Below are 24,367 nucleotides of genomic sequence, written 5' to 3' on the forward strand. Positions count from 1 at the left end.
ATGAGTGAACAACAAACAGTCCAAAAGACAGTGCGCTTCATTATTACACGTCAAGATTCAGCTGAATCTGCTCCTTACAATCAGGAGTTTGAAATTCCGTATCGTCCGAATATGAACGTTATTTCAGCACTGATGGAAATCAGACGTAACCCTGTTGATGCTTCAGGTAAAGAGGTTGCTCCGATAAACTGGGAAATGAACTGTTTAGAGGAAGTATGCGGAGCCTGTTCAATGGTCATCAACGGTAAACCTCGTCAGTCATGTACAGCTCTTGTTGATAAACTAGAACAGCCAATTCGCTTACAGCCAATGAAAACATTTCCTGTGGTTCGTGATTTGCAAGTAGACCGCAGCCGTATGTTTGATTCACTAAAAAAAGTAAAAGCCTGGGTTCCAATCGATGGCACATACGATTTAGGTCCAGGACCGCGTATGCCTGAAAAGAAACGTCAGTGGGCGTATGAGTTATCCAAATGTATGACATGTGGCGTTTGCTTAGAAGCTTGTCCAAATGTAAACGACAAGTCAAACTTCATCGGTCCGGCACCGCTTTCTCAAGTTCGCCTGTTTAATGCCCATCCAACCGGTGCGTTAAATAAAGGAGAACGTTTAGAGACGATTATGGGTGATGGAGGACTAGCGAACTGCGGGAATTCTCAAAACTGCGTTCAATCATGCCCAAAAGGAATTCCATTGACTACTTCAATTGCAGCTTTGAACCGCGATACAACAATTCAAGCATTCAGAAGTTTCTTTGGTAGCGATCAAGTATAATCACTCAAAACCTCTCCACGCGGAGAGGTTTTATTTTGTCTATGACGAACGGAGGAAATACAGATGAATAATATTTCGTATATTGAAGATATGGATCATTGGAAAGAGTCATTTTCGTTTAAGCAGGAGATCAAGGTAAGATTTTCGGAAACAGATATGTTTGGGCATTTAAATAATACGGTCCCTTTTGTGTATTTTGAACAAATACGTACGGAATTCTTTCACCATATTGGCTTTATGCAAAAGTGGACGAGTGAGCATGAGGGAACGATACCGGTGGTGGCTGATTTGCAGTGCGATTATGTCAAACAAGTGTATTTTGGCAACGTGCTATCTGTTTTTGTAAAAGCTCATAGAATTGGACGTTCGTCGGTTGATTTACACTATATGATTCAAAATGAGCAAAAAGAGGTTGTACTCACCGGAAGAGGAACAATGGTGCAAATTTCTAAAGAAACAGGAAAAAGCGTCCCTTGGAATGAAGAGATGAAAAGGTGTTTATCAAATATATGAAAATGGCTTGAAGGCTCTTTCTTCAGGCTTTTTTTCTTTTTTAAAAGTGAAAAAGAGTTTTTTGCATATTTTTTCTAAAACTAGTAACCGCGTAGGCATACCGCACATAAGATATGTTGACTAAATTTACACCCATCCGATAGTTCAACTCAGGATCAGGCAAGGAGGGTTACATTGAAAGAAAAAGAGTTTCAACCTAAACCGCTACTTACAAAGCGTGAACGAGAAGTATTCGAGCTTTTAGTACAGGACAAAACAACAAAAGAAATCGCGAGTGAACTATTCATTAGCGAAAAAACAGTTCGAAATCATATTTCTAATGCGATGCAAAAGCTTGGAGTCAAGGGGCGTTCTCAAGCAGTCGTAGAACTCCTTCGAATGGGAGAACTTGAACTATAACATGAGCTGGCTTTCTTCTTAGAAAGCCAGCTTTTTGTATATTTTTTTCAGTGTCGCATACATATCTAAAAAGAATAACGTTAAGAAAAAATTATAAAAAAGGTAAATCTTTATAAAAAAAACTTATTGCTTGAAATTGAATTTCAGAGTACGTATACTTTTAAGTGAGGAGATACTAGTTCAGAAGAAAGAGAGGTGAGATGATGAAAAATATATGGATGAGCTTATTGTTATGCATGATATTCTGTTTGCCTTTTGCGAGTTTGCCAGATAAATTTATTGATAACGACTTTGAAAAAGTGAAGGTCACAAAAAGTTCGGTTCAGCATTACACGGATATCGTGCACATGTCTCCAGGAGCTAAGCACAGCGTTAAACAAATAGGATCTCTCATACAAAGTGTGATAGTAACTTTTGCTTTAGTATGGGTGAGTGCCAAACTTATCATTCCGACGCATCAAATTGCGTATTTTATCCTCAAGAAAACACTTTTTTATCCAAAAATCTTTCAATCAAGTTACCTCAATTAAATAAAAAAGGTTGAAATTTCAACAGCCTTTTCTTCAAACCTAAAATTACCAACTATTCTTAGGCTTATTTGCTATGCGGATTTTCTAGGCAAATAACGCGGCAAAATTAAAAAATTCTTTTTAAAAACTTTATAGGAGTGATCATTCAATGATGATTAAAGAAACGGAGTTACCAGGAATCGGCCGTAAATTTGAAATTGAGACAAGCGGAGGAAACCGCGTAGTCGTTATCATTCATGATGATGGAAGACGTGAAATCTATCACTTCGATCAAAAAGATTTAGAAGAAAGCATTTTTGACATTACGTTAACAGATACGGAATCAAGACAGCTAGCTGCAATTTTAGGCGGCATGATTTACAAGCCAAAAGCAATGGAAACCATTGAAGTGGCATTCAATGACTTAGTTATTGAATGGTACAAAGTTGAAAAACAAGCGAAAGCTCACAGTAAAACAATTGGTGAAATTGACGTTCGCAGCAATTATGATGTCACTATCATCGCCGTCATTAAAAATACGCAAAAAAAATTATCAACTCCAGGACCAGATACGTTAATTGAAGAAGGAGATACGCTTGTTATCTCTGGAGAACGAGGAAATTTAAAAACGCTCATTAAAGAATTGCTTTCACAAGGAGGTAGTTCATAATTGGATCATTTAGTATTTGAAGTTGGGACAGCTTTGTTACTAGTGGCTTTAGCGGCTATACTAGCACATAAATTTAAATTTACGATTATTCCATTCCTCATTCTGCTGGGCATGGCGGTCGGTCCCCATGCTCCTGAGTTTGGCTCATTCAGTTTAAAGTTTATTGAAAGCCAAGAGATTATTGAATTCATGGGGAGAATTGGAGTTCTCTTTTTACTCTTTTATTTAGGATTAGAATTTTCAGTTGGAAAGCTAATTAAATCAGGTAGGTCCATCGCGGTGGGAGGATCTATTTATATTTTAATTAACTTCACTTTAGGATTATTGTATGGATACCTGACAGGAAATCCTCTTCTTGAAGTGCTGATTATCGCCGGAATTATTACGATTTCGTCCAGCGCAATTGTCGCAAAAGTATTGGTTGATTTAAAACGAACAGCGAATCCAGAAACGGAACTGATATTAGGGATCATCATGTTTGAAGATATTTTCTTAGCCGTTTATCTTTCTGTCGTTTCAGGGTTGGTGCTTGGAGACCACGGATCGCTTGCTGGATCTTTAACATCTATTTTAATTGCGTTTGGCTATATGATGCTGTTCTTTATCATTGCTCGAAAAGCCACGCCGCTACTAAATAAACTTTTAAATATTTCATCAAACGAAATCTTTATAATCGTCGTTTTTGCGGTATTGTTTTTTGTGGCAGGCTTCTCTGAAACAATTCACGTGGCAGAAGCAATTGGTGCGTTATTGCTTGGACTTGTATTTTCTGAAACGGAACATCGCGATCGGATTGAACATCTTGTCGTACCGTTTCGTGATTTCTTTGGAGCTATCTTTTTCTTCAGCTTCGGGTTAAGTATTGATCCTCTTACGCTGTGGGATGCAGGATGGCTTGCGCTTGGCGCAGTTGCGCTTACGATCATTGGTAACTTTACAGCCGGTATGATTTCAGGAAGAAAAAGCGGGCTGTCACACAAGGCCTCTACCAACATTGGGTTAACGATTATGTCACGAGGCGAGTTTTCGATCATTATGGCTAACATTGGAATTGAAGGAGGATTATCCGCAATTCTTCAGCCATTCGCCGCGCTTTATGTATTGATTTTAGCTATTATTGGCCCTTTGTTAACGAAGGAGTCTAAGCATATATACGGATTTTTAAACTCAGTATTTAAATGGAAAAAGCCAAATCCTCAAGAATCAAAGTGATAAAATATATAAAACACAGTTGACAAATCGGATTAATATGATAAAATTCAAAATAATCAAATAACAAATCAGTTAAATATAGCAACGGGCTGATCGGTCAACCGAAAGCTCCTACCTTTTTCAGGTAGGAGCTTTTGTGTTTTTAGATGAACGAGCTTTTGATTTAAAAATTCAAGGAGGAGGAACTGCTGTGAGTGTTGTCATTCAATCTGTTAACCGCTCATTTCAAAAAGGAGAACAAGTAACTCAAGCATTGCGAAATGTAAATCTTACGATTAATAAAGGTGAATTTATCACCGTTATTGGTCCGAGCGGGTGCGGAAAAAGTACACTGCTTAAAATGATTGCAGGACTTGATATGGATTATGAAGGGCGTATTGAAATCAACGGGAAGTACATAGCCGGACCTAGCATTAAACAAGGAATGATCTTTCAAGAACACCGCTTGTTTCCTTGGCTTAATGTAGAGCAAAATATAGCGGCTGACTTATCGCTGAAAGATTCGAACGTTCGGCGCCGCGTAGATGAGTTAATTGATATTGTCAGGCTGAAAGGATTTGACAAAGCTTATCCTCGAGAACTATCTGGGGGGATGTCTCAACGAGTTGCTATTGCGCGTGCTCTTTTAAGAAATCCAGAGGTTTTATTGTTAGATGAACCGTTTGGTGCGTTAGATGCTTTTACGCGCACTCATTTGCAAGATGTGCTGTTAGACATATGGAAAAAAGAAAAAACAACCATGATTTTTGTTACCCATGATTTAGATGAATCCATTTACTTGGGGACTAAAATTGTGATTATGAGTGCCAGACCAGGAGAAATTAGCCGGGTCGTTCCAGTAGAAATTAGTCATCCGCGAAAAAAGACAGAGTTACCGTTTCAGCAGCTAAGGCAGCAAGTACTGAAAGAATTTGAAGAAGCAGGAGAACATTAAAGATTCAATAAGACAGAGAAGGGGACAGAACAGATGAAAAAGCTACTTTTAACTGCAGCTACTGTACTTGTTCTCGCATTGGCTGGGTGCGGGACGGAAGAAAAACGGAGCGGAGAAGATTCAAAAAACGTTACGATTAATATTGGTATCCAGCAAAGCTTAGGTCCTTTAATGCTGGCACAAAACCAAAAATGGTTTGAAAAAGAATTTAAAAAAATAGGTGTAAATGTTAAATGGACAGAGTTTCAAAGCGGCCCTCCGCAATTTGAAGGTTTAGCATCTGGACATTTGGATTTCGGCCAAGTTGGAAATTCACCGGTTATTTCTGGTCAAGGTGCAGATATTCCGTTTTTAGAAATTGCTAATTCCAGCGACGGGTTGAAAGGAAATGCCATTTTAGTAGGGAAAAACAGCAAGATTAAAAGCGTAAAAGATTTAAAAGGTAAAAAGATCGCGGTTGCGAAAGGAAGCAGCGGTTTTAATTTATTGTACAGAGCTCTTGACCAAAATGGGTTGAAGCCAAGTGATGTAAAGATTATTCAGCTTCAGCCAGACGAAGCTCAGCCAGCATTTGAAAATGGATCAGTGGATGCATGGTCAATCTGGGAACCGTTTATCTCACTGCAAAACTTAAAAAATGAAGCTCGCATTTTAGCAGACGGCGATTCATTAAAGGTTGCTTCACCAGGTTTTACTATTGTAAGAGAAGGCTTTGCAAAAGATCATCCAGAGTTAGTCGTTAAGTTTTTACAAGTTTATCAAAAAGCGCTTGAATGGCAAAACGAACATTTTGAAGAATCTGTGGATATTTTAGCAAAACAAAAAAATCTAGATAAAGACGTAGTAAGACAAGTGTTAAAAAATAATCCTGCCTATAATCGCCCAACCTCTAAAGAAATTATTGCAGAACAACAGCGGACAGCTGATTTTCAACAATCTTTAGGCGTTATTAAAAAGAAAATTGATACTGGAGATGTCGTTGATAATTCATTTATTGAAAAAGCATTAAAAGAAAAATGAGGTGATGAAAATGAGTAAAACATCTGTGGTTTCAGGACATGTCCAGTCTTCAGCAGCTCACTTGCAAAAAATGAAAAAAAGAAAGGAAGAAGCGAAAAATAAGCAGGGAATTTTTCTTCGTTCTCTTGTCGTGCCACTTCTGCTTATTGTCGTGTGGCAAATCATTGGTTCTGCGGGCTATGTATCCAAAACTGTTCTTCCTACACCTGTTGATATCATACTTTCTTTCAAACAGCTCATCGTATCTGGAGAACTCGGAGCTAACCTTCAAATCAGTATTTTGCGTGCTGCCATAGGTTTTGCCGTTGGAGCTGGACTAGGGTTACTATTTGGTGTAATTGTCGGTTTTTCAAAGAAAACGGAGCACTATATGGATCCATCTATTCAAATGCTTAGAACTGTTCCTCACCTTGCGTTGGCGCCTTTATTTATCTTATGGTTTGGCTTTGGTGAAATTTCAAAGATATTGCTAATTGCAAACGGTGCATTTTTCCCAATCTATGTTAATACGTATCTAGGTATTCGCGGCGTTGATTCGAAATTATTTGATGTTGCTCGTGTTCTTCAATTTAGTAAATGGAAACAAATCACAAAACTCATTTTACCAGCTGCTCTTCCTAATATTTTACTTGGTGTCCGTTTGTCTTTAGGTATTGCATGGCTCGGACTGGTAGTTGCTGAATTAATGGGAGCAAGTGAAGGTGTAGGATACATGATTATGGATGCTAGACAGTTTTCTCAAACGGACGTAGTTTTTGTCGGAATTATTATTTTTGCTGTTGTAGGCAAATTAACCGATTCATTTGTCCGAGTATTAGAAAAGCGTCTTCTTAAATGGAGAGACAGTTACGCAGGTGAAAAATAAAAGAAGGATTTATATACGTATTAATCCTTGTAAATCTATCAATTTTATGAGCTAAAAGGAGAGATGATAATGAGCCAGGTTACAATTATTACAGGAAGTCCTTCAAAGCAATCAAGGTCAGCTGCTTTAAGCGAGTATATTGCATTATATCTACAAGATGAAAAATATGAAGTGAAAACCGTGCATGTCCGTGACTTGCCCGCTGAAGACTTAGTATATGCTAACTTTTCTAGCTCTGCGATTCAAGAAGCTCAAAAGAAAGTCGCAGGTGCTGATGCCGTTATTATTGTGAGCCCAATCTATAAAGCTAGCTACACAGGAATTTTAAAAACATTTTTAGATTTAATACCTGAAAAAGGTTTGCACAATAAAACCGTGCTGCCGATAGCTACAGGGGGAACCATTGCTCACCTACTGGCTCTTGATTATGTATTTAAGCCGACTTTATCCGTTTTAGGAGCTACTGCTCTTATTCATGGAGTTTATATTGTTGATTCTGAGGTGGCCTATACGAAAGAAAATGAAATTGAGTTTATTGCGGAAGAAGCAGAAGCGAGAATTAAACGTTCATTAAAAGAGCTGGGATATCATCTAGAACAAACGAAAAGGAGTGTTGAATCATGAAAATGCTATGGTTTATTCCTTCCCATGGAGATGGAAGATATTTAGGGACAAATCGAGGAGGTCGTTCAGCAGACTATTCATATTTTCGGCAAGTTGCTCAAGCAGCTGACCGGTTAGGGTTTGAAGGAGTTTTGATTCCAACGGGGAAATCATGCGAAGACCCGTGGCTATTGGCTGCTTCACTTATACCTGAAACAGAGCGTTTGAAATTTTTAGTAGCGGTACGTCCCGGCATTATGGCTCCTTCCGTGGCAGCGCGCATGACCTCGACTCTTGATCGAATTTCAAACGGTCGTTTACTAGTTAACGTAGTAGCAGGAGGAGATCCAGCAGAATTAGCCGGAGACGGCCTTTTTTTATCACATGATGAACGTTATGAAGCTGCGGATGAATTTTTAGATGTGTGGAAAGGGTTATTGGCTGGAGATACGGTTAATTATGAAGGAAAACATATTCATGTAGAGAACAGCGAGCTGCTGTATCCACCTGTTCAAAAACCTTCTCCACCTATTTATTTTGGCGGATCTTCACCCGCAGGACAAAAAGTTGCAGCAAAACATTCTGACGTGTATTTAACGTGGGGCGAACCTCCTGAACAAGTAAGAGAAAAAATAACGGCTGTGAGAAAGCAAGCAGAAGCAGAAGGCAGAACTGTTAAGTTTGGGATTCGTTTGCATATTATTGTACGCGAAACGGAAGAAGAAGCTTGGCAAGCAGCCGATCGATTAATTCAGCATTTGGACGACGACACGATTCAAGCTGCACAGCGTACTTTTGCTAGGTATGACTCAGTCGGGCAGCAGCGAATGGCGAGCCTTCACAGAGGAACCCGAGAGGAACTTACGATTAGCCCTAACTTATGGGCAGGTGTAGGGCTCGTCCGGGGAGGCGCAGGAACTGCACTAGTAGGCAGTGCTGAAAATGTAGCGAAACGAATAAAAGAATATGAAGCTTTAGGAATTGAATCTTTTATTTTATCAGGCTATCCGCATTTAGAAGAGGCTTATCACGTAGGAGAGTTATTGTTCCCGCTTTTAAATATTGATGACGGTGAAGGAAAGAGTGAAAGCATCGGTGAGATTATTGCAAACGATAGGTTTCCAAAAGCTTCAATGTCGTAAAAGAAGAACCGGTGAAAAATTCACCGGTTCTTCTTTTACATTCATCTCAGCCGAGAGACGAGTTCGTTAAATTGTTGGTTTAGGTTTTTCAGGTGCAGCTTGTTTATCTTTTCGACTTTCTTGAATATATACTTTAAAGAGAAAAATATTTAAACAGCCCAGTGTGAGGAATAACGGTGCAAAATAATATTCTTGAGACATAAGTAGGACGAAAACGCTTCCAAAACAGAACAGAGAACTAAACATAAAGTAAAACTGTAAGAATCTTCTCATTTTAGTCGCCTCCTATTCTTTTTCTTCTTACAATTATTATATCAAATACTTTCCAAAAAAGACACAAAATATTCACAAAATGTTCAATTTTTTTCTTATTTACCTATTGATTTTTTTGTCGATATGTAAATTTAGTGGGTTGTAATACCAATTAATTCCTGATCTTAACTTTCCGATGGAAAGTTTATGTAAAATTTTATATGATAGAGAAATGGTATTGAAAAAAGGGGGAAAATCATCATGAGACGAATTGAGTGGCTATTTTTTACTATGGCAATTCTCTTATTAATAACTGCCGGTTGCTCAAATGATCAACAGAAAGCACAGGATCGATTTGATAAATATGTAGCCATGTGGAATAAAGAAGATTTTAAAGGCATGTATGGATACTTGTCTAAAGATGCTAAAAAGACGATTTCAGAAAAAGATTTTGTAAATCGATATAAAAATATCTATGATGCAATTGAAGCGGACAAGCTTAAAGTGAAGGCAAGTAAAATAGAAGACTTAGAAATAAAAGATCATAAAGCTGTTTTACCTTTTGAAGTAAACATGAACTCTGTAGCCGGTGAAATCTCATTTAAAGAAAATGCTGCTGTGGTTCAAGAAAAACAAGGGAATACAGAGAATTGGTATATTAATTGGAAGCCTAATATGATTTTTAAAGGACTTAAGCAAGGAGAGCAAGTAAGAGTAGCTACTCAGTCAGCTGTGCGTGGAGAAATTATGGATCGTTCAGGAAAATATTTAGCTCAAAACGGAGAAGCGATTCAAGTTGGAGTTGTTCCACAGCAGTTTTCTAAAGGCGGCGAGCAAGCTATACAACAATTAAGCAAGACTCTTGCTCTTTCAGAAAAAAGTATTAATCAAGCACTGAGCGCTTCTTGGGTGAAAAAGAATCAATTTGTTCCTATTAAAACAGTTAGTCAAAAAGACGCCTCTAATTTAGAGAATTCTTTGAAAAAAGTAGAAGGCATTCAACAAAAAAAGGTAAATGCGCGCGTATATCCTTGTGAAGAAGCGTGTGCCCATTTAGTTGGATACGTTGCGCCTGTCACAGCGGAATATTTAAAAGAGCATAAAGATGAAGGCTATAATGCTCAGTCTAAAGCTGGAATGATTGGCTTAGAGTCTTTATATGAAGATAAGCTTCGTGCTCGAGACGGCGTCATGATTTATACTGTAGATAAAGATGGTAATAAAAAGAATGAAATTGCAAAAGTGAATCCAAAAGACGGGGAAAGCATTCAAGTTACGGTAGACACGAATGTTCAAAAATCCCTTTATGAACAGTTAAAAGATGAAAAAGGAGTAGCTACTGCTCTTCAACCTAAAACGGGAGAAATATTAGGTCTTGTAAGCACGCCAGCTTTTGATCCGAATTCTTTTTCTTTTGGAATCGATGCTAATACGTACCAATCCCTTTCAACGAATCCCGATAAGCCGTTAATGAATCGCTTTACCAAAACGTATTCTCCGGGATCTACATTTAAGTTAGTCACGGGAGCTTTAGCAGTTGATGAAGGTGTGGTAAATCCAAACGAAAGTATATCAATCAGCGGGAAGAAATGGCAAAAAGATAAAAGCTGGGGGAATTTCTACGTAACACGAGTGGGAAGCAAGCCGAATGTTAATTTGCGTGATGCTTATGTTACATCTGATAATATTTATTTTGCGCAGACTGCTTTGAAGCTAGGTTTAGACAAATTTAACAGTGGTTTAAAACAGTTTGGGTTCAATCAAAAAATGCCTGTTAATTATCCTTTTGAAACGTCTAAAATTGCAGGTGATCAAGATATTAAAGATGAGGGAGTATTAGCAAACTCCGGCTATGGCCAGGGGAAACTGCAAGTGAATCCTCTTCACTTGGCATTGATGTATACATCGATTGTAAACGATGGAAATATAGTAAAGCCTATTCTTATGAACGGTAATGAGAGTGGAATATGGAAAAAACAAGTAATATCTAAAGAAACGGCGCAATTAATTCAAAATGATTTAGTTGATGTCATTGAAGATAAAAACGGTACGGGTCATGCTGCAAAGATAGATGGGTTAACCCTAGCTGGAAAAACTGGAACGGCAGAATTAAAGAAAACTCAAGGTGAAAAAGGGCAGGAAAACGGCTGGTTTGTAGCTGTGGATACAAAACAGAAAAACCTACTCGTTTCAATGATGGTTGAAGGAGTAGAAGATAAAGGCGGAAGTCATTACGTCGTGCCGAAAGTAAAAAATGTATTTCAGCAATATAATAAGTAAATAATAAAAGCCAGTTCTAAAGGAGCTGGCTTTTATTATTTACACAAGGGGAGTAATGTTAAGTTTTTGTAAATCCCAGTTTTATACAAACTCTGAAAACCCTTATTTTAAAAGGAATGAACGTATTATTGTTAATGTATTGTAAAGAGACCTAAAAAAATGTGTTTGAAAAGTTATTGACAATTAACAATAATAGGAGTAATTTTTGACTTGGCGTAAAAAAATGAATCGCATAACCTATAAGTAAAAGAACCACCTTTTGGGACTTTTGCTCTGGTAAACGTTTGTTTTTTTAGAATTTTTTGATACACAAGAGAGGTGGTTTCTCTCGTTATAGTAATGAACAGCTAAGTTTTATCCATTACTTTAAATGAAAAAAGAAACTAGAACACATAATAAAAGATAGAGAGAAAAAACGAGTGGTAAAGTTTCGATAAATTGGATGGAGGATTGCAACGTGATCAAAAGAAAAAAAGACAAGTTTTCTGAAATGTTAATGGACATTGCCCAAAATATTAAGGACTCAGCAGATTTTTTAGGCAGCTTTGAACTTCAAAATGTATCTGACCTAAAGGAATTTGCCAATGTTTTAAAAGCGTATGAATCAAAAGGTGATAAATACGTGCATACAGTGATTACTGAGTTGAACAAAGCATTTATTACTCCAATTGAGCGTGAAGATATTTTACAGCTAGCAATGAGCATGGATGATGTACTTGATGGCATCGACAGCTTTGCTGCTTTAATGGAAATTCATTCAATTACGACATTTGATGAATATGTAGCTGAATTTGTTAAAAATATTCAAGGCTGTGCTGAAGAGATTTTAATTACTATTAATTTGTTGTCTGAGAAAAAGCTTCTTCAAATTAGTGAACATGCAATTAAAATTAAAGAGTATGAGTCACATTGTGATACATTATATCGTCGTGCACTAAAACAATTATTTGCAACATGTAAAGATCCAATTAAAGTTATTCAATATAAAGAAATTTATGAAACGCTAGAAGAAATCGCGGATTATTGTCAAACGGTTGCGAACAACTTAGAATCAGTTATTATGAAGAATGCGTAACGGGGCTATATTATAATGGATTCGATGCTAATATTAACCATTCTAATTGTAGTTGGTGCACTTGGTTTTGACTTTATCAACGGATTTCACGATACAGCTAATGCCATTGCGACTTCTGTTTCAACCAAAGCTTTAAAACCGCGACATGCAATTCTTTTAGCCGCAACCATGAACTTTGTCGGTGCTATGACGTTTACGGGCGTAGCCAAAACGATTACAAAGGATATCGTTGATCCTTATACGCTTCAAAATGGTTCTGTCGTTATTTTAGCAGCATTAATTTCTGCTATCGCGTGGAACCTAATCACATGGTATTTCGGTATCCCGAGTAGTTCTTCTCATGCAATTATTGGATCGATTGCAGGAGCAGCTATTGCAGCTGCTGGATTTGGTGCTTTAAATTACAAAGGTTTCATCAAAATCATTGAAGCCCTTCTAATTTCACCAGTTCTAGCCTTTGTAGTAGGTTATATCGTCTATACGATTATCAAACTAACGTTTAAAAACCATAACTTGACGAAAACGAATAAGCGTTTTCGACGCGTTCAAATCCTGACTGCAGCCCTACAATCTTACACACACGGTACGAATGATGCGCAAAAAGCAATGGGTATCATTACGCTAGCGCTTATTGCTAACAATATGCAAAGCGGTACTGAGATTCAGTGGTGGGTACAGCTGGCTTGTGCGGTGGCAATGGGACTTGGAACGTCAATTGGTGGATGGAAAATCATTAAAACCGTTGGCGGTAAAATTATGAAAATTCGTCCTGTTAATGGAGTAGCTGCGGACTTAACAGGTGCTGCCATTATCTTTGGAGCAACGTTTGTTCATCTACCTGTCAGTACTACTCATGTTATTTCATCTTCTATCTTAGGTGTAGGTTCTGCTCACCGAGTGAAAGGTGTAAAATGGGGAACTGCACAGCGCATGGTGATTACATGGGTTATCACATTGCCAATTTCAGCTTCATTAGCTGCACTTATCTATATGATTTTAAATTTGTTATTTTAATAAATGTGGAGCTTCTTTTTAAGAAGCTCCTTTTTTTTATTTACATCCCCTCATTTGCACAGTACACTTAAAACATGAAAATAACACAATTGTTTTTAAAAGGGGGATGGGGAAATGTTTGGAAAAGTGGCTGCTGATGTATTAGGGCTAAGTGATATTGGTTCTGTTATTAAGCCAGTTGATTATGACAAGGTAGATGCAGATGATTACGTTATGCATGAAGAACAAGAAAAAATTTATTTTCTAATCAAATCAAAGTCAGATGAATATTGCTTTACCAATAAAGCGCTCATTCATCTTGATGGAACAAGTGCTACAAGCAAAAAGCGAATGCTTCGCCGCTATAACTACAGCACAAATCACATTTCAAACGTGATGCTAGAAACGGCTGGAACTGTCGATTTAGATGTGGAAATTAAATTTAAAATTGGCTCGGAGACGTTTTCTATCGATGTACACAAAAAGCATATAGAAGAGGTAAAAGATTTATATAAAGCGCTGTTTAAAATATCTGAAATAACGCGTGAAAATGAAATTGCGCTTGATTTTGCTACACAAAGCATTCAGCTAGCTTCTTCTACGCTAAGCAGTACAAGAAATACAAGTGGAAGTGTTGCTGGTGAATTTAAAGAAATTAACGAAGCTGCGTTTTCTTGGTTATTAGATAAAAAAATTGCCTACACAACAAAAGATTTCAGCTCAGTTTTCGAGCTGTATATCAATAATTAATAGAAACAGCTGCTCCTTTTATGGAGCAGCTGTTTTTTAATGCTGAATGAGAGTATGTAGACTTATGATGAACGTTGTAGAATCCTCATGTTAACCTTGAAAAATCACTGAAAAAAGAGCACAATATAAAATAGAAAAGAGAAACAATAGAGACGGGTTTAACTGAAAGAAATAATAGAAAATAAGACTTATAGGTGGAAAGGATTACGGTATGACAGCAAAAAATAATGAGGATACAGTGGCAGAATTAGAGAAGTCACTTCGACATATTGCAGCGATTGTGAAACAAAAAGGAAGAGAAATTTTAGAAGACTATACGATTACGCCACCTCAGTTTATTGCTTTGCAGTGGCTGTTTGAACGTGGAGATATGACGATTGGTGATTTATCAAATCGTATTTTTCTTGCTTGTAGTACAACGACAGATTTAGTAGATCGTATGGAAAAAAATAAGTTGGTGGTTCGGGTGAAAGATCCAAAAGACCGCCGCGTAGTGCGTATTCATTTGCTTCCTGAAGGAGCACGTGTTATCGAAGAAGTAATTGAAAAGCGACAAACGTATTTAAATGGCGTACTGGCAAACTTCTCTTCGAGTGAAACGGAAGTTTTACGAGTAACGTTACGAAAATTGCATGATGAAATGAAAGGAAAATGAGGCGATTGTTTTGAGTAGACCAATTGGTGTTATAGATTCAGGTGTGGGCGGATTAACGGTAGCAAAGGAAATTATGAGACAGCTTCCGAAAGAACAAATTATGTACATTGGAGATACAGCCCGCTGCCCATACGGTCCTCGCCCTAGTGAAGAAGTACGAGCTTTCACGTGGGAGATGACTAATTATTTAGTAGATAAAGATATTAAAATGCTTGTTATTGCGTGTAATACGGCTACGGCAGTTGTGCTGGATGAAATTCAAGAACAGCTCGATATTCCGGTTATAGGCGTCATTGAACCAGGATCACGCGCTGCGCTTAAAGTAACTAAAAACCATAAAATAGGCGTAATCGGCACAAACGGAACCGTGAAAAGTCAAGCCTATACACATGCACTCCGCGCTCTTCATACGAGAGTGGAAGTGGAAAATTTAGCATGCCCTTTGTTTGTACCTCTTGTAGAGAGCGGTAATTATGAAGGACCGGAAGCACAGCGAATTGTAAAAGAAACATTAAAACCTTTTTATCATACAGATATGGATACCCTTATTTTAGGATGTACGCATTATCCGTTATTAAAGCCAGTTATTCAAGAAGCAATTGGGCCTAGAGTTCAGTTAATCAGTTCTGGCGAAGAAACGGCAATAGAGGTAAGTGCCATTCTTTCTTATAGCAATTTACTAGCTCCTAGAAACATGGAGCCTGAACACTACTTCTTTACAACAGGATCAACAGAACTGTTTCAATCTATTGCATCTAAATGGTTTGAGCACCCTGTATATAATGTTGAACATATCAAGCTTTAAAACCGTGCATATCATGCTCGGTTTTTTTTGTGGACAAAAACTTTTTTGAGCTGGTCTAAAATGCAAAAAAGCTCGTATACATAGTAGTACAAACAGTCTGAGGAGGGAAAGGAATGTCCAAAAAGACCCAACTTGTTCTCATATCCGCCGTGGTGACCACATCTGTATTGTTATCCGGCTGTGGACTTTTCGGAGGGGATAACGCAGCAAAGGAAATTGATCCGCCAAAGGATGTCACCTATGTGAAAGATGAAAAATCATTAGCGACTGAAGCGAAAGTAACGGAAGCTAATAAAAAACAAAGTAAAGCCGCAGAAACATCTGGGCCTACCAAAAGAGAACTCTACTTAATTGATAAAAACGGGTACGTTGTTCCCCAGACGCTTGAAATTCCTAAATCAAAAGGTGTCGCTAAACAGTCTCTTGAATATTTAGTAGAGGGTGGACCGGTCACAAACTTATTGCCAAATAATTTCCGAGCGGTTCTTCCTGCTGATACAAGAGTTTTAGGGACAAAGCTGGAAAGTGACGGCACGATGGTAGCAGATTTTTCACCTGAATTTGCTGAGTATAAAAAAGAAGATGAACTCCGTATTCTGCAGGCCGTCACTTGGACGCTGACGCAGTTTGAAGGCGTAAATAAAGTTAAAATTCGCATTAACGGCTATGATAAAGATGAGATGCCTGTAAATCATACGCCAATCAGTAAAGGGTTGAGCAGAGCAGATGGCATTAACTTTGATAATACTGGAGTAGTTGACGTAACTCAAACGAAGCCAGTTACGATTTATTACTTAGCTCAAGAGGGCAAACAAACTTACTATGTTCCTGTCACAAAACGAATTGCTTCTGATGACAAAGATATGTACACTGCAATTGTGAACGAGCTTGTAGAAGGACCTGCGCCTGCATCAGGTTTAGTGACAGACTTTAATCCCGATGCAAAACTCGTAGCAGCTCCAAAGTATGCGGACGGTGAGTTAACGCTGAACTTTAATAAAAACATCTTTGGGAATTTGAAAGGAACGGAAATTTCTCAGCGTGTTCTCGACTCCTTAGTGTTATCTCTGACGGAACAAAAAGCCGTAGACAGCGTTGCCATTAAAGTGAATGGCAAAAAAACGCTAAAAGATGAAAAAGGGAAAAAATTAACGGAACCAGTTTCAAGACCGAAAAATGTGAACACAGGTAGTTTTTAAAAACAAATTTTTGTTATACTAGTAAAGGACTAAGTAGAAAGAGGTCTGCTGAAATAGCGACCTCTTTCCGCTGTTTTGTAGTTAAAATGGAAGAGACTATTACATATAAATGAATGAATAGGAGGACATGCTTAATGCGTTTGGACGGTAGGGAATTTAATGAATTGAGATCTGTATCTCTTCATACTTCATACTTAAAGCATCCAGAAGGATCTGTATTAATCTCGGTGGGAGACACAAAGGTTATTTGTACCGCAAGCATAGACGACAGAGTGCCTCCTTTTATGCGTGGGCAAGGAAAAGGATGGATTACAGCTGAATATTCTATGCTGCCTCGAGCTACGGCACAAAGAAATATACGTGAATCATCAAAAGGTAAAGTCACAGGACGAACAATGGAAATTCAGCGTCTAATCGGACGAGCTCTTCGTTCCGTAGTCGATCTGGAAAAGGTCGGAGAAAAGACAATTTGGATTGATTGTGATGTTATTCAAGCAGATGGCGGCACAAGAACAGCATCGATTACAGGTGCTTTTGTGGCTATGGTTTTAGCGTTTGGAAAGCTGGTTGAAGAGAACAAGCTCACAGAAATTCCTATTCGTGACTACTTAGCTGCGACTTCAGTAGGTATTCATGGAGAAAATTCGATTTTAGATTTAAATTATGAAGAAGATTCGACAGCGGAAGTTGACATGAATATTGTGATGACAGGAAGCGGACAGTTTGTAGAATTACAGGGAACGGGAGAGGAATCGACGTTTTCGAGAGAACAGTTAAACCATCTTCTAGATTTAGGGGAAAAGGGTGTTTATCAATTGATTGAACAGCAAAAGGAAGTTCTTGATCACCTGGCTGCCTACATTCCGGTTAAAGAAAGGTAAGGGATTAACGTGCGTGAAATCATTATTGCAACTAAAAACGCAGGCAAAGTAAAAGATTTTGAAACACTTTTCTCACCGAAGGGATTTAAAGTAACATCGCTTCTTGATTTTCCTGAGATTGAAGACGTGGAAGAAACGGGCGTTACATTTGCAGAGAATGCCACGCTAAAAGCAGAGGCCATTTCATCCGCATTAAATAAGCCAGTCATTGCCGATGATTCGGGGCTTGCTATTGATGCCTTAAACGGGGAGCCAGGCGTTTATTCCGCGCGTTATGCTGGTGAAAATAAAGATGATAATGCTAATATAGAGAAGGTACTTCAAAAATTAAATGACGTGCCGTTTGAAAAGCGCACCGCACGCTTTCATTGCGCTCTTGCTATTGCAGTGCCCGGAAAGAGAACCGAAATTGTAGAAGGCACGTGTGAAGGGCACATCTTGGAGGAAAAAAGAGGGGAAAACGGTTTTGGGTACGATCCCATTTTCTTTGTAGAAAAATGGAGATGTTCCATGGCAGAATTGACCAAAGAGCAAAAAAATCAGATTAGTCACCGAGCAAATGCGTTAAAAAGACTAGCACCGCTAATTGATGCGCAATTTTAGAAGGAGTGATGACGTGTGAAACTATTAATTGTAAGCGATAGCCACGGGTTACAAGAAGAGCTGCTCACTATCAGAGAGAGACATGCTGATGTAGATAAGATGATCCATTGTGGGGACTCTGAGTTGCCGCAAGACAGCAAAGAAATGTCTGCATTTTTAGGCGTTCGAGGAAATTGTGACTACGATGCATCTTACGTTAATGATCGAGTAGAGTCGCTTGGAGAAGCTACGTGTCTGGTTACACACGGTCACTTATATAATGTTAAAATGTCTATGATGAATCTGCATTACAAAGCGAGAGAAGTCGGGGCAAACGTTGTTTGTTTTGGGCATTCTCACATAGCAGGAGCTGAGCTCATGGACGGAGTTTTATTTATCAATCCAGGAAGTATGTTACTTCCTCGTATGAGAAAAGAACGTACGTATGCTATACTAGTAATGGATGGTACAGAGGCTACCGTGCAGTTTTACGATATAAGCGGTAAACATATTCCTAGCATGCAGTTAACCTGTACACTTTCAGCATAATATAGCCAAATATAGGGAGGAGAGAAGGTTTTTTACCTCTCTTCTCATAAAATTTCAAAAAAACGTTGACTTTTAAATTATATTTGAATATAATAAGTATTGTCTTTGATACACTTTAACATTATGTCCCAGTAGCTCAGCAGGATAGAGCAACGGCCTTCTAAGCCGTCGGTCGGGAGTTCGAATCTCTCCTGGGACGTCCAAAAAAAACCGGTTTTTACTTTTTAGTAAAAACCGGTTTTTTTATTTATCCTAAAAGTGAATGTTTGTTCATTCAGTGTGTACAAATGAACGTTTCAGAAAAACTTTTTGAACTGCTGTAAACCCTTATTACATCAATAATGAAAACGCATTCAAATATTCTGTTTAGTCTAAATTGTCTAAAAAAATCTCGAAAAGTGGTTGACTATGCATAGAAATGGGCGTAAGATAGTCCTCAAATATAAGTTTTCTAAAAATTTTAATTAATTGTAATTAATTTAAAATATGATGTGTAAAGCATTGTTCAAAAAGCATATAGCGTTTTAAAACGTTGAAGAGGATAAGTAGTTTTGATGTTTAGGTATCAACAGAGAGTCGGGTTGCTGGAAGCCGACGTTACCAACTCAAAATGAACTCACCTCAGAGTGTCACCCTGAAATTCAGTAAGGGCGACCGAGTGTACTTCCAAAGCACTCGTTATCAAAAAGAATGTACAGTATACATTCATAAGGTAATCATTACGATTACAAACGAGGGTGGTACCGCGTAAAGTACAAAAGACTTTTCGCCCCTTGACCTATATCATTTGATAGGGTCTATTTAGGGGTGAGAAGTCTTTTTTCTTTTATCTAGAAAACGAAAGGATGAGAAAAGTGGGAGCCAATATGCAAACGAAAGAACCTGTAAGCACTGGGGCACAAATGAATGGAGCTGACATGTTGATTGAATCTCTAAGAAGAGAAAATGTTGACGTCATCTTCGGTTACCCAGGGGGAGCCGTTTTACCGATTTACGATAAGCTATATGGTTCAGGAATGTTTCACGTACTTGCTCGTCACGAACAAGGTGGAATTCACGCAGCAGAAGGGTATGCAAGAATTTCAGGCAAACCCGGTGTAGTTATCGCAACAAGTGGTCCTGGTGCAACAAATATCGTAACAGGTTTGGCAGATGCGATGATTGACTCACTTCCTTTAGTTGTTTTTACTGGTCAAGTAGCTTCAAGTGTAATTGGTTCTGACGCGTTCCAAGAAGCAGATGTATTAGGAATCACAATGCCAATTACGAAACATAGCTATCAAGTACGCAATATCAGCGACATGCCGAGAATCATCAAAGAGGCATTTCATATTGCGACAACAGGAAGACCTGGTCCAGTCTTAATCGACATTCCAAAAGATATGGCACAGGGTGATGGAACATTTAATTACGAAGGAGAAATTGATTTACCTGGCTATCAGCCAACTTATTTTCCAAATCAGCTGCAGGTTAAAAAATTAACAGACGCAGTAGCAGCTGCAAAACAACCTGTTATCCTAGCAGGTGCGGGAGTGTTATTGAGTAAAGGTTCAGAAGAATTAAAAAATTACGCTGAGCGTCAAAATATTCCGGTTATTAATACGCTTTTAGGATTAGGCTGTTTCCCTGCAGATCATTCGCTTCATTTAGGAATGGCTGGCATGCACGGAACTTACACAGCAAACATGGCAATTTATGAGAGTGATCTTCTCATTAGTATCGGTGCACGCTTTGATGACCGAGTAACAGGTAACTTAAAGCATTTTGCACCAAATGCAAAAATTGCTCACATTGACATCGACCCAGCGGAAATTGGAAAGAATGTTCCAACCAAGATTCCAATTGTTGGAGATGCAAAAGAAGTATTGAAGCAATTGCTTCTGCAAGAAGGAGAAGTTGGAGATTATACGAAATGGCATGAGAAATTAGCGGCGTGGAAGCAAGAATATCCATTATGGTATCAGAACTCAGCGGACGTGTTAAAACCACAAAAAGTAGTTGAGTTGCTTCACAAGTATACAAATGGAGATGCCGTGGTTACAACGGACGTTGGGCAACATCAAATGTGGGTAGCTCAATACTACACATTTAATAATCCAGATCGATGGGTAACTTCAGGTGGTCTTGGCACCATGGGCTTTGGATTACCTTCTGCAATCGGCGCTCAGCTGGCAAACAAAGATAAAACAGTTGTAGCAGTCGTTGGTGACGGTGGATTTCAAATGACGCTTCAAGAATTAGGAGTTATTAGAGAATTAAATTTACCTGTAAAAGTGGTTGTACTTAACAATCAGTCGCTTGGTATGGTTCGTCAGTGGCAGGAAATCTTCTATGAAGAACGCTACTCACACTCTTTAATTCCGAATCAGCCTAATTTAATGAAGCTTGCAGAAGCTTATGATATCAAAGGTTTACAAGCTTCTACTGAAGAAGAAGCGCATGCGGCGTTGAAAGAAGCAATGGAAACAGATGGACCTGTTCTACTAAATTTCTTTGTCGCACCTAAAGAAAACGTATATCCAATGGTTGCACCTGGAAAAGGATTACATGAAATGGTGGGGGTGAAACCATGAAGCGAATTATTACAGCAACTGTATTAAACCGTGCGGGCGTATTAAATCGCGTGACGGGGTTATTTACAAAAAGAAATTTCAATATTGAGAGTATTTCGGTAGGTCACACTGAATCTGAAGATGTATCACGCATGACATTTGTTGTGAACGTAGAGCATGATAACGCTGCTGAACAAGTGATTAAGCAGTTAAATAAGCAGATTGACGTGTTGAAGGTTCAAGATATTACGGATCAAGCTGTGGTATCAAGAGAGCTTGCTTTAATGAAAGTAGCCTCTACGCCAGCGAGCCGTAACGAACTTTATGCAGTAATTGAACCTTTCCGTGCAACCATCATTGATGTAAGCCGCGACAGCTTGATTATTCAAGTAACAGGTGAATCCAGCAAGATTGAAGCGATGATTGATCTGCTTCAGCCTTATGGATTAAAAGAAGTAACGCGCACTGGAACAGTAGCTGTTCCGCGCGGTACGCAAAAAGCGGCAGCCAAACTTTCATCAATCATTTAATTCTAGCTAGTTACTAACCAAGTAAACTATATAAAACTATATAAACTAAGAGGAGAGATTTATTATGACAAAGGTATATTATAACGGAGATGCAAAGGATCAATTATTACAAGGTAAAACAGTAGCAATCGTAGGCTATGGTTCACAAGGTCATGCCCATGCACAAAACTTACGCGACAGCGGAGTAAACGTGGTAGTAGGATTACGTAAAGGTAAATCATGGGACCAAGCAGAGCAAGACGGTTTCACTGTATTATCTGTAAAAGATGCAGTTCAACAAGCAGAAGTAGTAATGGTATTACTTCCAGATGAGTATCAGCCAAAAGTTTATAACGAAGAAATTCTTCCAGGACTAAAACCAGGAAAATCTTTAGTATTTGCTCACGGTTTCAACATTCACTTTAACCAAATCGTAGCACCTGAATTCGTTGACGTATTCTTAGTAGCTCCAAAAGGTCCTGGTCACCTTGTAAGAAGAACGTATGAAGAAGGAGCTGGCGTACCGGCGTTATTCGCAGTATTCCAAGATGTAACTGGAGAAGCAAAAGACGTAGCGTTAGCTTATGCTAAAGCAATCGGTTCAGCTCGTGCGGGTGTGTTAGAAACAACATTTAAAGAAGAAACAGAAACAGATCTTTTCGGTGAGCAAGCAGTACTTTGCGGTGGTTTAACTTCATTAGTTAAAGCTGGTTTTGAAACGCTTGTAGAAGCTGGCTACCAACCGGAAGTTGCATATTTTGAGTGTTTACACGAATTAAAATTAATTGTTGACCTTATGTATGAAGGCGGAATGGAAGGCATGCGTTATTCAATCTCTGATACAGCTCAATGGGGTGACTTCGTTTCAGGACCACGCGTTGTAGATGAGCGTTCAAAAGAACAAATGAAAAAAGTGCTTGAAGATATCCAAACAGGTAAATTTGCAAAAGGCTGGATCCTAGAAAACCAAGCAAATCGTCCGGAATTTACAGCTATCAATAACCGTGAAAACGAACATTTAATTGAAAAAGTTGGCGCTCAATTACGTGAAATGATGCCATTTGTTAAAAAACAAAAGAAAGAAGCGGTGATCGCTAGTGCAAAAAATTAAACTATTTGACACGACGCTACGCGATGGTGAACAGTCACCTGGAGTCAATTTGAACCTACAAGAAAAGCTTGAAATTGCTAAGCAGTTAGAGCGATTAGGTATCGACATCATTGAAGCCGGATTTCCCGCTTCTTCAAAAGGTGATTTTCAATCCGTAAAAGAAATTGCGTCTATTGTCAAAAATTCTTCTGTAACAGGCCTTGCAAGGTCTGTTACAAAAGATATTGACATTGCATGGGAAGCGTTAAAAGAAAGTGCAGAACCAAGACTGCATGTTTTTATCGCTACTTCCGAAATTCATATGCAGCATAAATTGAAAAAAACACCTGATGAAGTACTTGAAACAGCAGTGGAAATGGTGAAGTACGCAAGTAAAAAATTCCCGGTTGTTCAATGGTCTGCTGAAGATGCATGTCGAACAGATTTACCGTTTTTAGCTAGAATTGTAGAAGCCGTTATTGATGCTGGTGCAAAAGTCGTTAATATTCCAGATACAGTAGGATTTATCACTCCTGGTGACTATCAATCAGTATTTAATTACTTAAAAGAACATGTGTCAAATATTCATAAAGTTGATTTGTCAGCTCACTGTCACGATGACTTAGGGCTAGCTGTGGCCAATTCAATGGCTGCGATTGAAGCAGGAGCTACTCAAATTGAAGGAACGATTAACGGAATCGGAGAGCGTGCGGGTAACGCAGCTCTTGAAGAAGTAGCACTTGCGCTTCATGTCCGTCAAGATTTCTATCAAGCGAGCACAGGTCTTATCTTACCTGAAATCAAGCGTACGAGTGACATTATCAGTAAGCTTACAGGGATGAATATTGCACCAAATAAAGCAATTGTCGGAAAAAATGCTTTTGCTCATGAATCAGGTATTCACCAAGATGGCGTCTTAAAAAATCCGTTAACATATGAGATTATTTCCCCAGAACTTGTGGGTGTTAAACAAAATCCAATTGTGCTTGGTAAACATTCAGGCCGTCATGCGTTCCGTACACGCTTAGTAGAGCTTGGATTCACATTGGAAGATACAGAAGCAAACGTACTTTTTGAGAAGTTTAAAGACTTAGCAGATAAGAAAAAAGACATTACCGACGATGATTTATTGGCATTAGTCATTCAAAAGCAAGTTAGCAAAGACAGTGAATATAAGCTTGAAAGTCTGCAAGTTCAGTATGGTACGAACAATATTCCTACGGCTACGATTACGCTTCGCAAAGAAAACGGCGAAGAGATTCAAGAAGCAGCTACGGGATCTGGAAGCGTGGAAGCTATCTATAATACGCTGCAGCGCTGTGTTGAACAAGATGTAAAACTATTAGACTATCGTATTCAGTCTATTAACGGTGGACCGGATGCACTGGCTGAAGTATTTGTGAAGGTTGAAAGCGAAGGAACTGAAGCAAGCGGACGCGGAGTAGCATTTGACGTATTAGAATCGTCAGCGAAAGCATATCTGAACGCCATCAATCGTTTAATCGCTATTCAGCAGCATCGTACAAAGCAAGAAGTAATGTGAACTGAAGGGAG

At 38.6% G+C, this 24,367-nt stretch carries 26 protein-coding genes, 1 tRNA gene and 1 other annotated feature; of the genes, 26 read left to right on the forward strand and 1 reads right to left on the reverse strand.

Annotated features, from left to right (window positions below):
- From sdhB to ssuD, 11 genes are all read left to right on the forward strand, one after another.
- Positions 1 to 774 (forward strand): succinate dehydrogenase iron-sulfur subunit, encoded by a 774-nt coding sequence (sdhB, locus tag POF52_RS00890; RefSeq protein ID WP_013059398.1) that lies wholly within the window; start codon positions 1 to 3, stop codon positions 772 to 774.
- Between the two features lie 63 nt (positions 775 to 837).
- The gene (locus tag POF52_RS00895) at positions 838 to 1,287 is read left to right on the forward strand and encodes an acyl-CoA thioesterase (protein ID WP_013085160.1); all 450 of its coding nucleotides are present in this window, start codon (positions 838 to 840) and stop codon (positions 1,285 to 1,287) included.
- 174 nt (positions 1,288 to 1,461) lie between these two features.
- Complete coding sequence (gene gerE / locus POF52_RS00900; protein ID WP_013059396.1) at positions 1,462 to 1,686, forward strand: spore germination transcription factor GerE; 225 nt, start codon at positions 1,462 to 1,464, stop codon at positions 1,684 to 1,686.
- Positions 1,687 to 1,889: 203 nt separating this feature from the next.
- Positions 1,890 to 2,216: a hypothetical protein gene (locus tag POF52_RS00905; protein ID WP_026106709.1), complete on the forward strand. Its 327-nt coding sequence runs from the start codon at positions 1,890 to 1,892 to the stop codon at positions 2,214 to 2,216.
- A 148-nt stretch (positions 2,217 to 2,364) separates the two neighbouring features.
- The gene (locus POF52_RS00910; RefSeq protein ID WP_013085158.1) at positions 2,365 to 2,865 is read left to right on the forward strand and encodes a cation:proton antiporter regulatory subunit; all 501 of its coding nucleotides are present in this window, start codon (positions 2,365 to 2,367) and stop codon (positions 2,863 to 2,865) included.
- Positions 2,866 to 4,077 carry a cation:proton antiporter gene (locus POF52_RS00915; RefSeq protein ID WP_025750630.1) on the forward strand — a complete coding sequence of 404 codons (1,212 nt, stop codon included), beginning with the start codon at positions 2,866 to 2,868 and terminating at the stop codon, positions 4,075 to 4,077.
- A 136-nt stretch (positions 4,078 to 4,213) separates the two neighbouring features.
- The gene (locus tag POF52_RS00920; protein ID WP_013085156.1) at positions 4,214 to 5,011 is read left to right on the forward strand and encodes an ABC transporter ATP-binding protein; all 798 of its coding nucleotides are present in this window, start codon (positions 4,214 to 4,216) and stop codon (positions 5,009 to 5,011) included.
- Positions 5,012 to 5,044: 33 nt separating this feature from the next.
- The gene (locus POF52_RS00925) at positions 5,045 to 6,031 is read left to right on the forward strand and encodes an aliphatic sulfonate ABC transporter substrate-binding protein (RefSeq protein WP_271989213.1); all 987 of its coding nucleotides are present in this window, start codon (positions 5,045 to 5,047) and stop codon (positions 6,029 to 6,031) included.
- Between the two features lie 10 nt (positions 6,032 to 6,041).
- Positions 6,042 to 6,896, forward strand: coding sequence for an ABC transporter permease (locus POF52_RS00930; protein WP_016765676.1), 855 nt, complete (start codon positions 6,042 to 6,044; stop codon positions 6,894 to 6,896).
- A gap of 69 nt (positions 6,897 to 6,965) precedes the next feature.
- Positions 6,966 to 7,520, forward strand: a complete 555-nt coding sequence (ssuE, locus tag POF52_RS00935) for an NADPH-dependent FMN reductase (protein WP_271989214.1) — start codon at positions 6,966 to 6,968, stop codon at positions 7,518 to 7,520.
- Positions 7,517 to 8,641: an FMNH2-dependent alkanesulfonate monooxygenase gene (gene ssuD, locus POF52_RS00940; protein WP_271989217.1), complete on the forward strand. Its 1,125-nt coding sequence runs from the start codon at positions 7,517 to 7,519 to the stop codon at positions 8,639 to 8,641. Before ssuE ends, ssuD begins: the two co-directional genes overlap by 4 nt.
- A gap of 66 nt (positions 8,642 to 8,707) precedes the next feature.
- Here the strand turns inward: ssuD and POF52_RS00945 are convergent, their stop codons facing one another.
- Positions 8,708 to 8,914 (reverse strand): hypothetical protein, encoded by a 207-nt coding sequence (locus tag POF52_RS00945; RefSeq protein ID WP_013059387.1) that lies wholly within the window; start codon positions 8,912 to 8,914, stop codon positions 8,708 to 8,710.
- Between the two features lie 240 nt (positions 8,915 to 9,154).
- On the opposite strand from POF52_RS00945, the gene POF52_RS00950 reads away from it, so the two are divergent.
- The 15 genes from POF52_RS00950 (at position 9,155) to POF52_RS01020 (ending at position 24,356) form a co-directional block, all read left to right on the forward strand.
- A complete protein-coding gene (locus POF52_RS00950) occupies positions 9,155 to 11,173 on the forward strand; it encodes a penicillin-binding transpeptidase domain-containing protein (RefSeq protein ID WP_271989221.1) in 2,019 nt (672 codons plus the stop codon).
- 442 nt (positions 11,174 to 11,615) lie between these two features.
- On the forward strand, positions 11,616 to 12,248 hold the full coding sequence (locus POF52_RS00955) for a DUF47 domain-containing protein (RefSeq protein WP_218039679.1): 633 nt from the start codon (positions 11,616 to 11,618) through the stop codon (positions 12,246 to 12,248).
- Positions 12,249 to 12,263: 15 nt separating this feature from the next.
- Positions 12,264 to 13,262, forward strand: a complete 999-nt coding sequence (locus tag POF52_RS00960; protein WP_025750624.1) for an inorganic phosphate transporter — start codon at positions 12,264 to 12,266, stop codon at positions 13,260 to 13,262.
- Positions 13,263 to 13,376: 114 nt separating this feature from the next.
- Positions 13,377 to 13,991: a PH domain-containing protein gene (locus POF52_RS00965; RefSeq protein WP_271989225.1), complete on the forward strand. Its 615-nt coding sequence runs from the start codon at positions 13,377 to 13,379 to the stop codon at positions 13,989 to 13,991.
- 211 nt (positions 13,992 to 14,202) lie between these two features.
- Positions 14,203 to 14,646, forward strand: coding sequence for a MarR family winged helix-turn-helix transcriptional regulator (locus POF52_RS00970; protein WP_271989227.1), 444 nt, complete (start codon positions 14,203 to 14,205; stop codon positions 14,644 to 14,646).
- Between the two features lie 10 nt (positions 14,647 to 14,656).
- Complete coding sequence (gene racE, locus POF52_RS00975; protein ID WP_025601441.1) at positions 14,657 to 15,451, forward strand: glutamate racemase; 795 nt, start codon at positions 14,657 to 14,659, stop codon at positions 15,449 to 15,451.
- Between the two features lie 113 nt (positions 15,452 to 15,564).
- Entirely contained in the window at positions 15,565 to 16,650 is a 1,086-nt protein-coding gene (locus POF52_RS00980) for a GerMN domain-containing protein (RefSeq protein WP_271989230.1), read from the forward strand.
- 134 nt (positions 16,651 to 16,784) lie between these two features.
- Positions 16,785 to 17,531 (forward strand): ribonuclease PH, encoded by a 747-nt coding sequence (gene rph / locus POF52_RS00985; protein ID WP_013085143.1) that lies wholly within the window; start codon positions 16,785 to 16,787, stop codon positions 17,529 to 17,531.
- A 9-nt stretch (positions 17,532 to 17,540) separates the two neighbouring features.
- The gene (locus POF52_RS00990; protein ID WP_271989233.1) at positions 17,541 to 18,134 is read left to right on the forward strand and encodes an XTP/dITP diphosphatase; all 594 of its coding nucleotides are present in this window, start codon (positions 17,541 to 17,543) and stop codon (positions 18,132 to 18,134) included.
- Positions 18,135 to 18,149: 15 nt separating this feature from the next.
- Entirely contained in the window at positions 18,150 to 18,662 is a 513-nt protein-coding gene (locus tag POF52_RS00995; protein ID WP_013059377.1) for a metallophosphoesterase, read from the forward strand.
- Between the two features lie 125 nt (positions 18,663 to 18,787).
- Positions 18,788 to 18,861 (forward strand) — tRNA-Arg (locus tag POF52_RS01000).
- A 324-nt stretch (positions 18,862 to 19,185) separates the two neighbouring features.
- Positions 19,186 to 19,439 (forward strand) — a binding site (T-box leader).
- 68 nt (positions 19,440 to 19,507) lie between these two features.
- A complete protein-coding gene (ilvB, locus tag POF52_RS01005) occupies positions 19,508 to 21,235 on the forward strand; it encodes an acetolactate synthase large subunit (RefSeq protein ID WP_271989236.1) in 1,728 nt (575 codons plus the stop codon).
- Positions 21,232 to 21,744: an acetolactate synthase small subunit gene (ilvN, locus tag POF52_RS01010; protein ID WP_013059375.1), complete on the forward strand. Its 513-nt coding sequence runs from the start codon at positions 21,232 to 21,234 to the stop codon at positions 21,742 to 21,744. Before ilvB ends, ilvN begins: the two co-directional genes overlap by 4 nt.
- A gap of 64 nt (positions 21,745 to 21,808) precedes the next feature.
- On the forward strand, positions 21,809 to 22,834 hold the full coding sequence (gene ilvC, locus POF52_RS01015) for a ketol-acid reductoisomerase (protein WP_013085141.1): 1,026 nt from the start codon (positions 21,809 to 21,811) through the stop codon (positions 22,832 to 22,834).
- Positions 22,821 to 24,356, forward strand: coding sequence for a 2-isopropylmalate synthase (locus POF52_RS01020; RefSeq protein ID WP_025750618.1), 1,536 nt, complete (start codon positions 22,821 to 22,823; stop codon positions 24,354 to 24,356). The genes ilvC and POF52_RS01020 overlap by 14 nt, the downstream gene beginning before the upstream one ends.
- The last annotated feature ends 11 nt before the right edge of the window (positions 24,357 to 24,367 follow it).

Origin of the sequence: Priestia sp. AB, assembly GCF_028369225.1 — a bacterium.
Classification (GTDB): Bacteria; Bacillota; Bacilli; order Bacillales; family Bacillaceae_H; genus Priestia; species Priestia megaterium.

Coding starts and splice junctions, on each gene's coding strand:
- sdhB (WP_013059398.1), top strand. CDS start 1: ATGAGTGAACAACAAACAGTCCAAAAGACAGTGCGCTTCATTATTACA.
- POF52_RS00895 (WP_013085160.1), top strand. CDS start 838: ATGAATAATATTTCGTATATTGAAGATATGGATCATTGGAAAGAGTCA.
- POF52_RS00905 (WP_026106709.1), top strand. CDS start 1,890: ATGAAAAATATATGGATGAGCTTATTGTTATGCATGATATTCTGTTTG.
- POF52_RS00910 (WP_013085158.1), top strand. CDS start 2,365: ATGATGATTAAAGAAACGGAGTTACCAGGAATCGGCCGTAAATTTGAA.
- POF52_RS00925 (WP_271989213.1), top strand. CDS start 5,045: ATGAAAAAGCTACTTTTAACTGCAGCTACTGTACTTGTTCTCGCATTG.
- POF52_RS00930 (WP_016765676.1), top strand. CDS start 6,042: ATGAGTAAAACATCTGTGGTTTCAGGACATGTCCAGTCTTCAGCAGCT.
- ssuE (WP_271989214.1), top strand. CDS start 6,966: ATGAGCCAGGTTACAATTATTACAGGAAGTCCTTCAAAGCAATCAAGG.
- ssuD (WP_271989217.1), top strand. CDS start 7,517: ATGAAAATGCTATGGTTTATTCCTTCCCATGGAGATGGAAGATATTTA.
- POF52_RS00945 (WP_013059387.1), bottom strand. CDS start 8,914: ATGAGAAGATTCTTACAGTTTTACTTTATGTTTAGTTCTCTGTTCTGT.
- POF52_RS00950 (WP_271989221.1), top strand. CDS start 9,155: ATGAGACGAATTGAGTGGCTATTTTTTACTATGGCAATTCTCTTATTA.
- POF52_RS00955 (WP_218039679.1), top strand. CDS start 11,616: ATGGAGGATTGCAACGTGATCAAAAGAAAAAAAGACAAGTTTTCTGAA.
- POF52_RS00960 (WP_025750624.1), top strand. CDS start 12,264: ATGGATTCGATGCTAATATTAACCATTCTAATTGTAGTTGGTGCACTT.
- POF52_RS00965 (WP_271989225.1), top strand. CDS start 13,377: ATGTTTGGAAAAGTGGCTGCTGATGTATTAGGGCTAAGTGATATTGGT.
- POF52_RS00970 (WP_271989227.1), top strand. CDS start 14,203: ATGACAGCAAAAAATAATGAGGATACAGTGGCAGAATTAGAGAAGTCA.
- POF52_RS00980 (WP_271989230.1), top strand. CDS start 15,565: ATGTCCAAAAAGACCCAACTTGTTCTCATATCCGCCGTGGTGACCACA.
- rph (WP_013085143.1), top strand. CDS start 16,785: ATGCGTTTGGACGGTAGGGAATTTAATGAATTGAGATCTGTATCTCTT.
- ilvB (WP_271989236.1), top strand. CDS start 19,508: ATGAGAAAAGTGGGAGCCAATATGCAAACGAAAGAACCTGTAAGCACT.
- ilvN (WP_013059375.1), top strand. CDS start 21,232: ATGAAGCGAATTATTACAGCAACTGTATTAAACCGTGCGGGCGTATTA.
- ilvC (WP_013085141.1), top strand. CDS start 21,809: ATGACAAAGGTATATTATAACGGAGATGCAAAGGATCAATTATTACAA.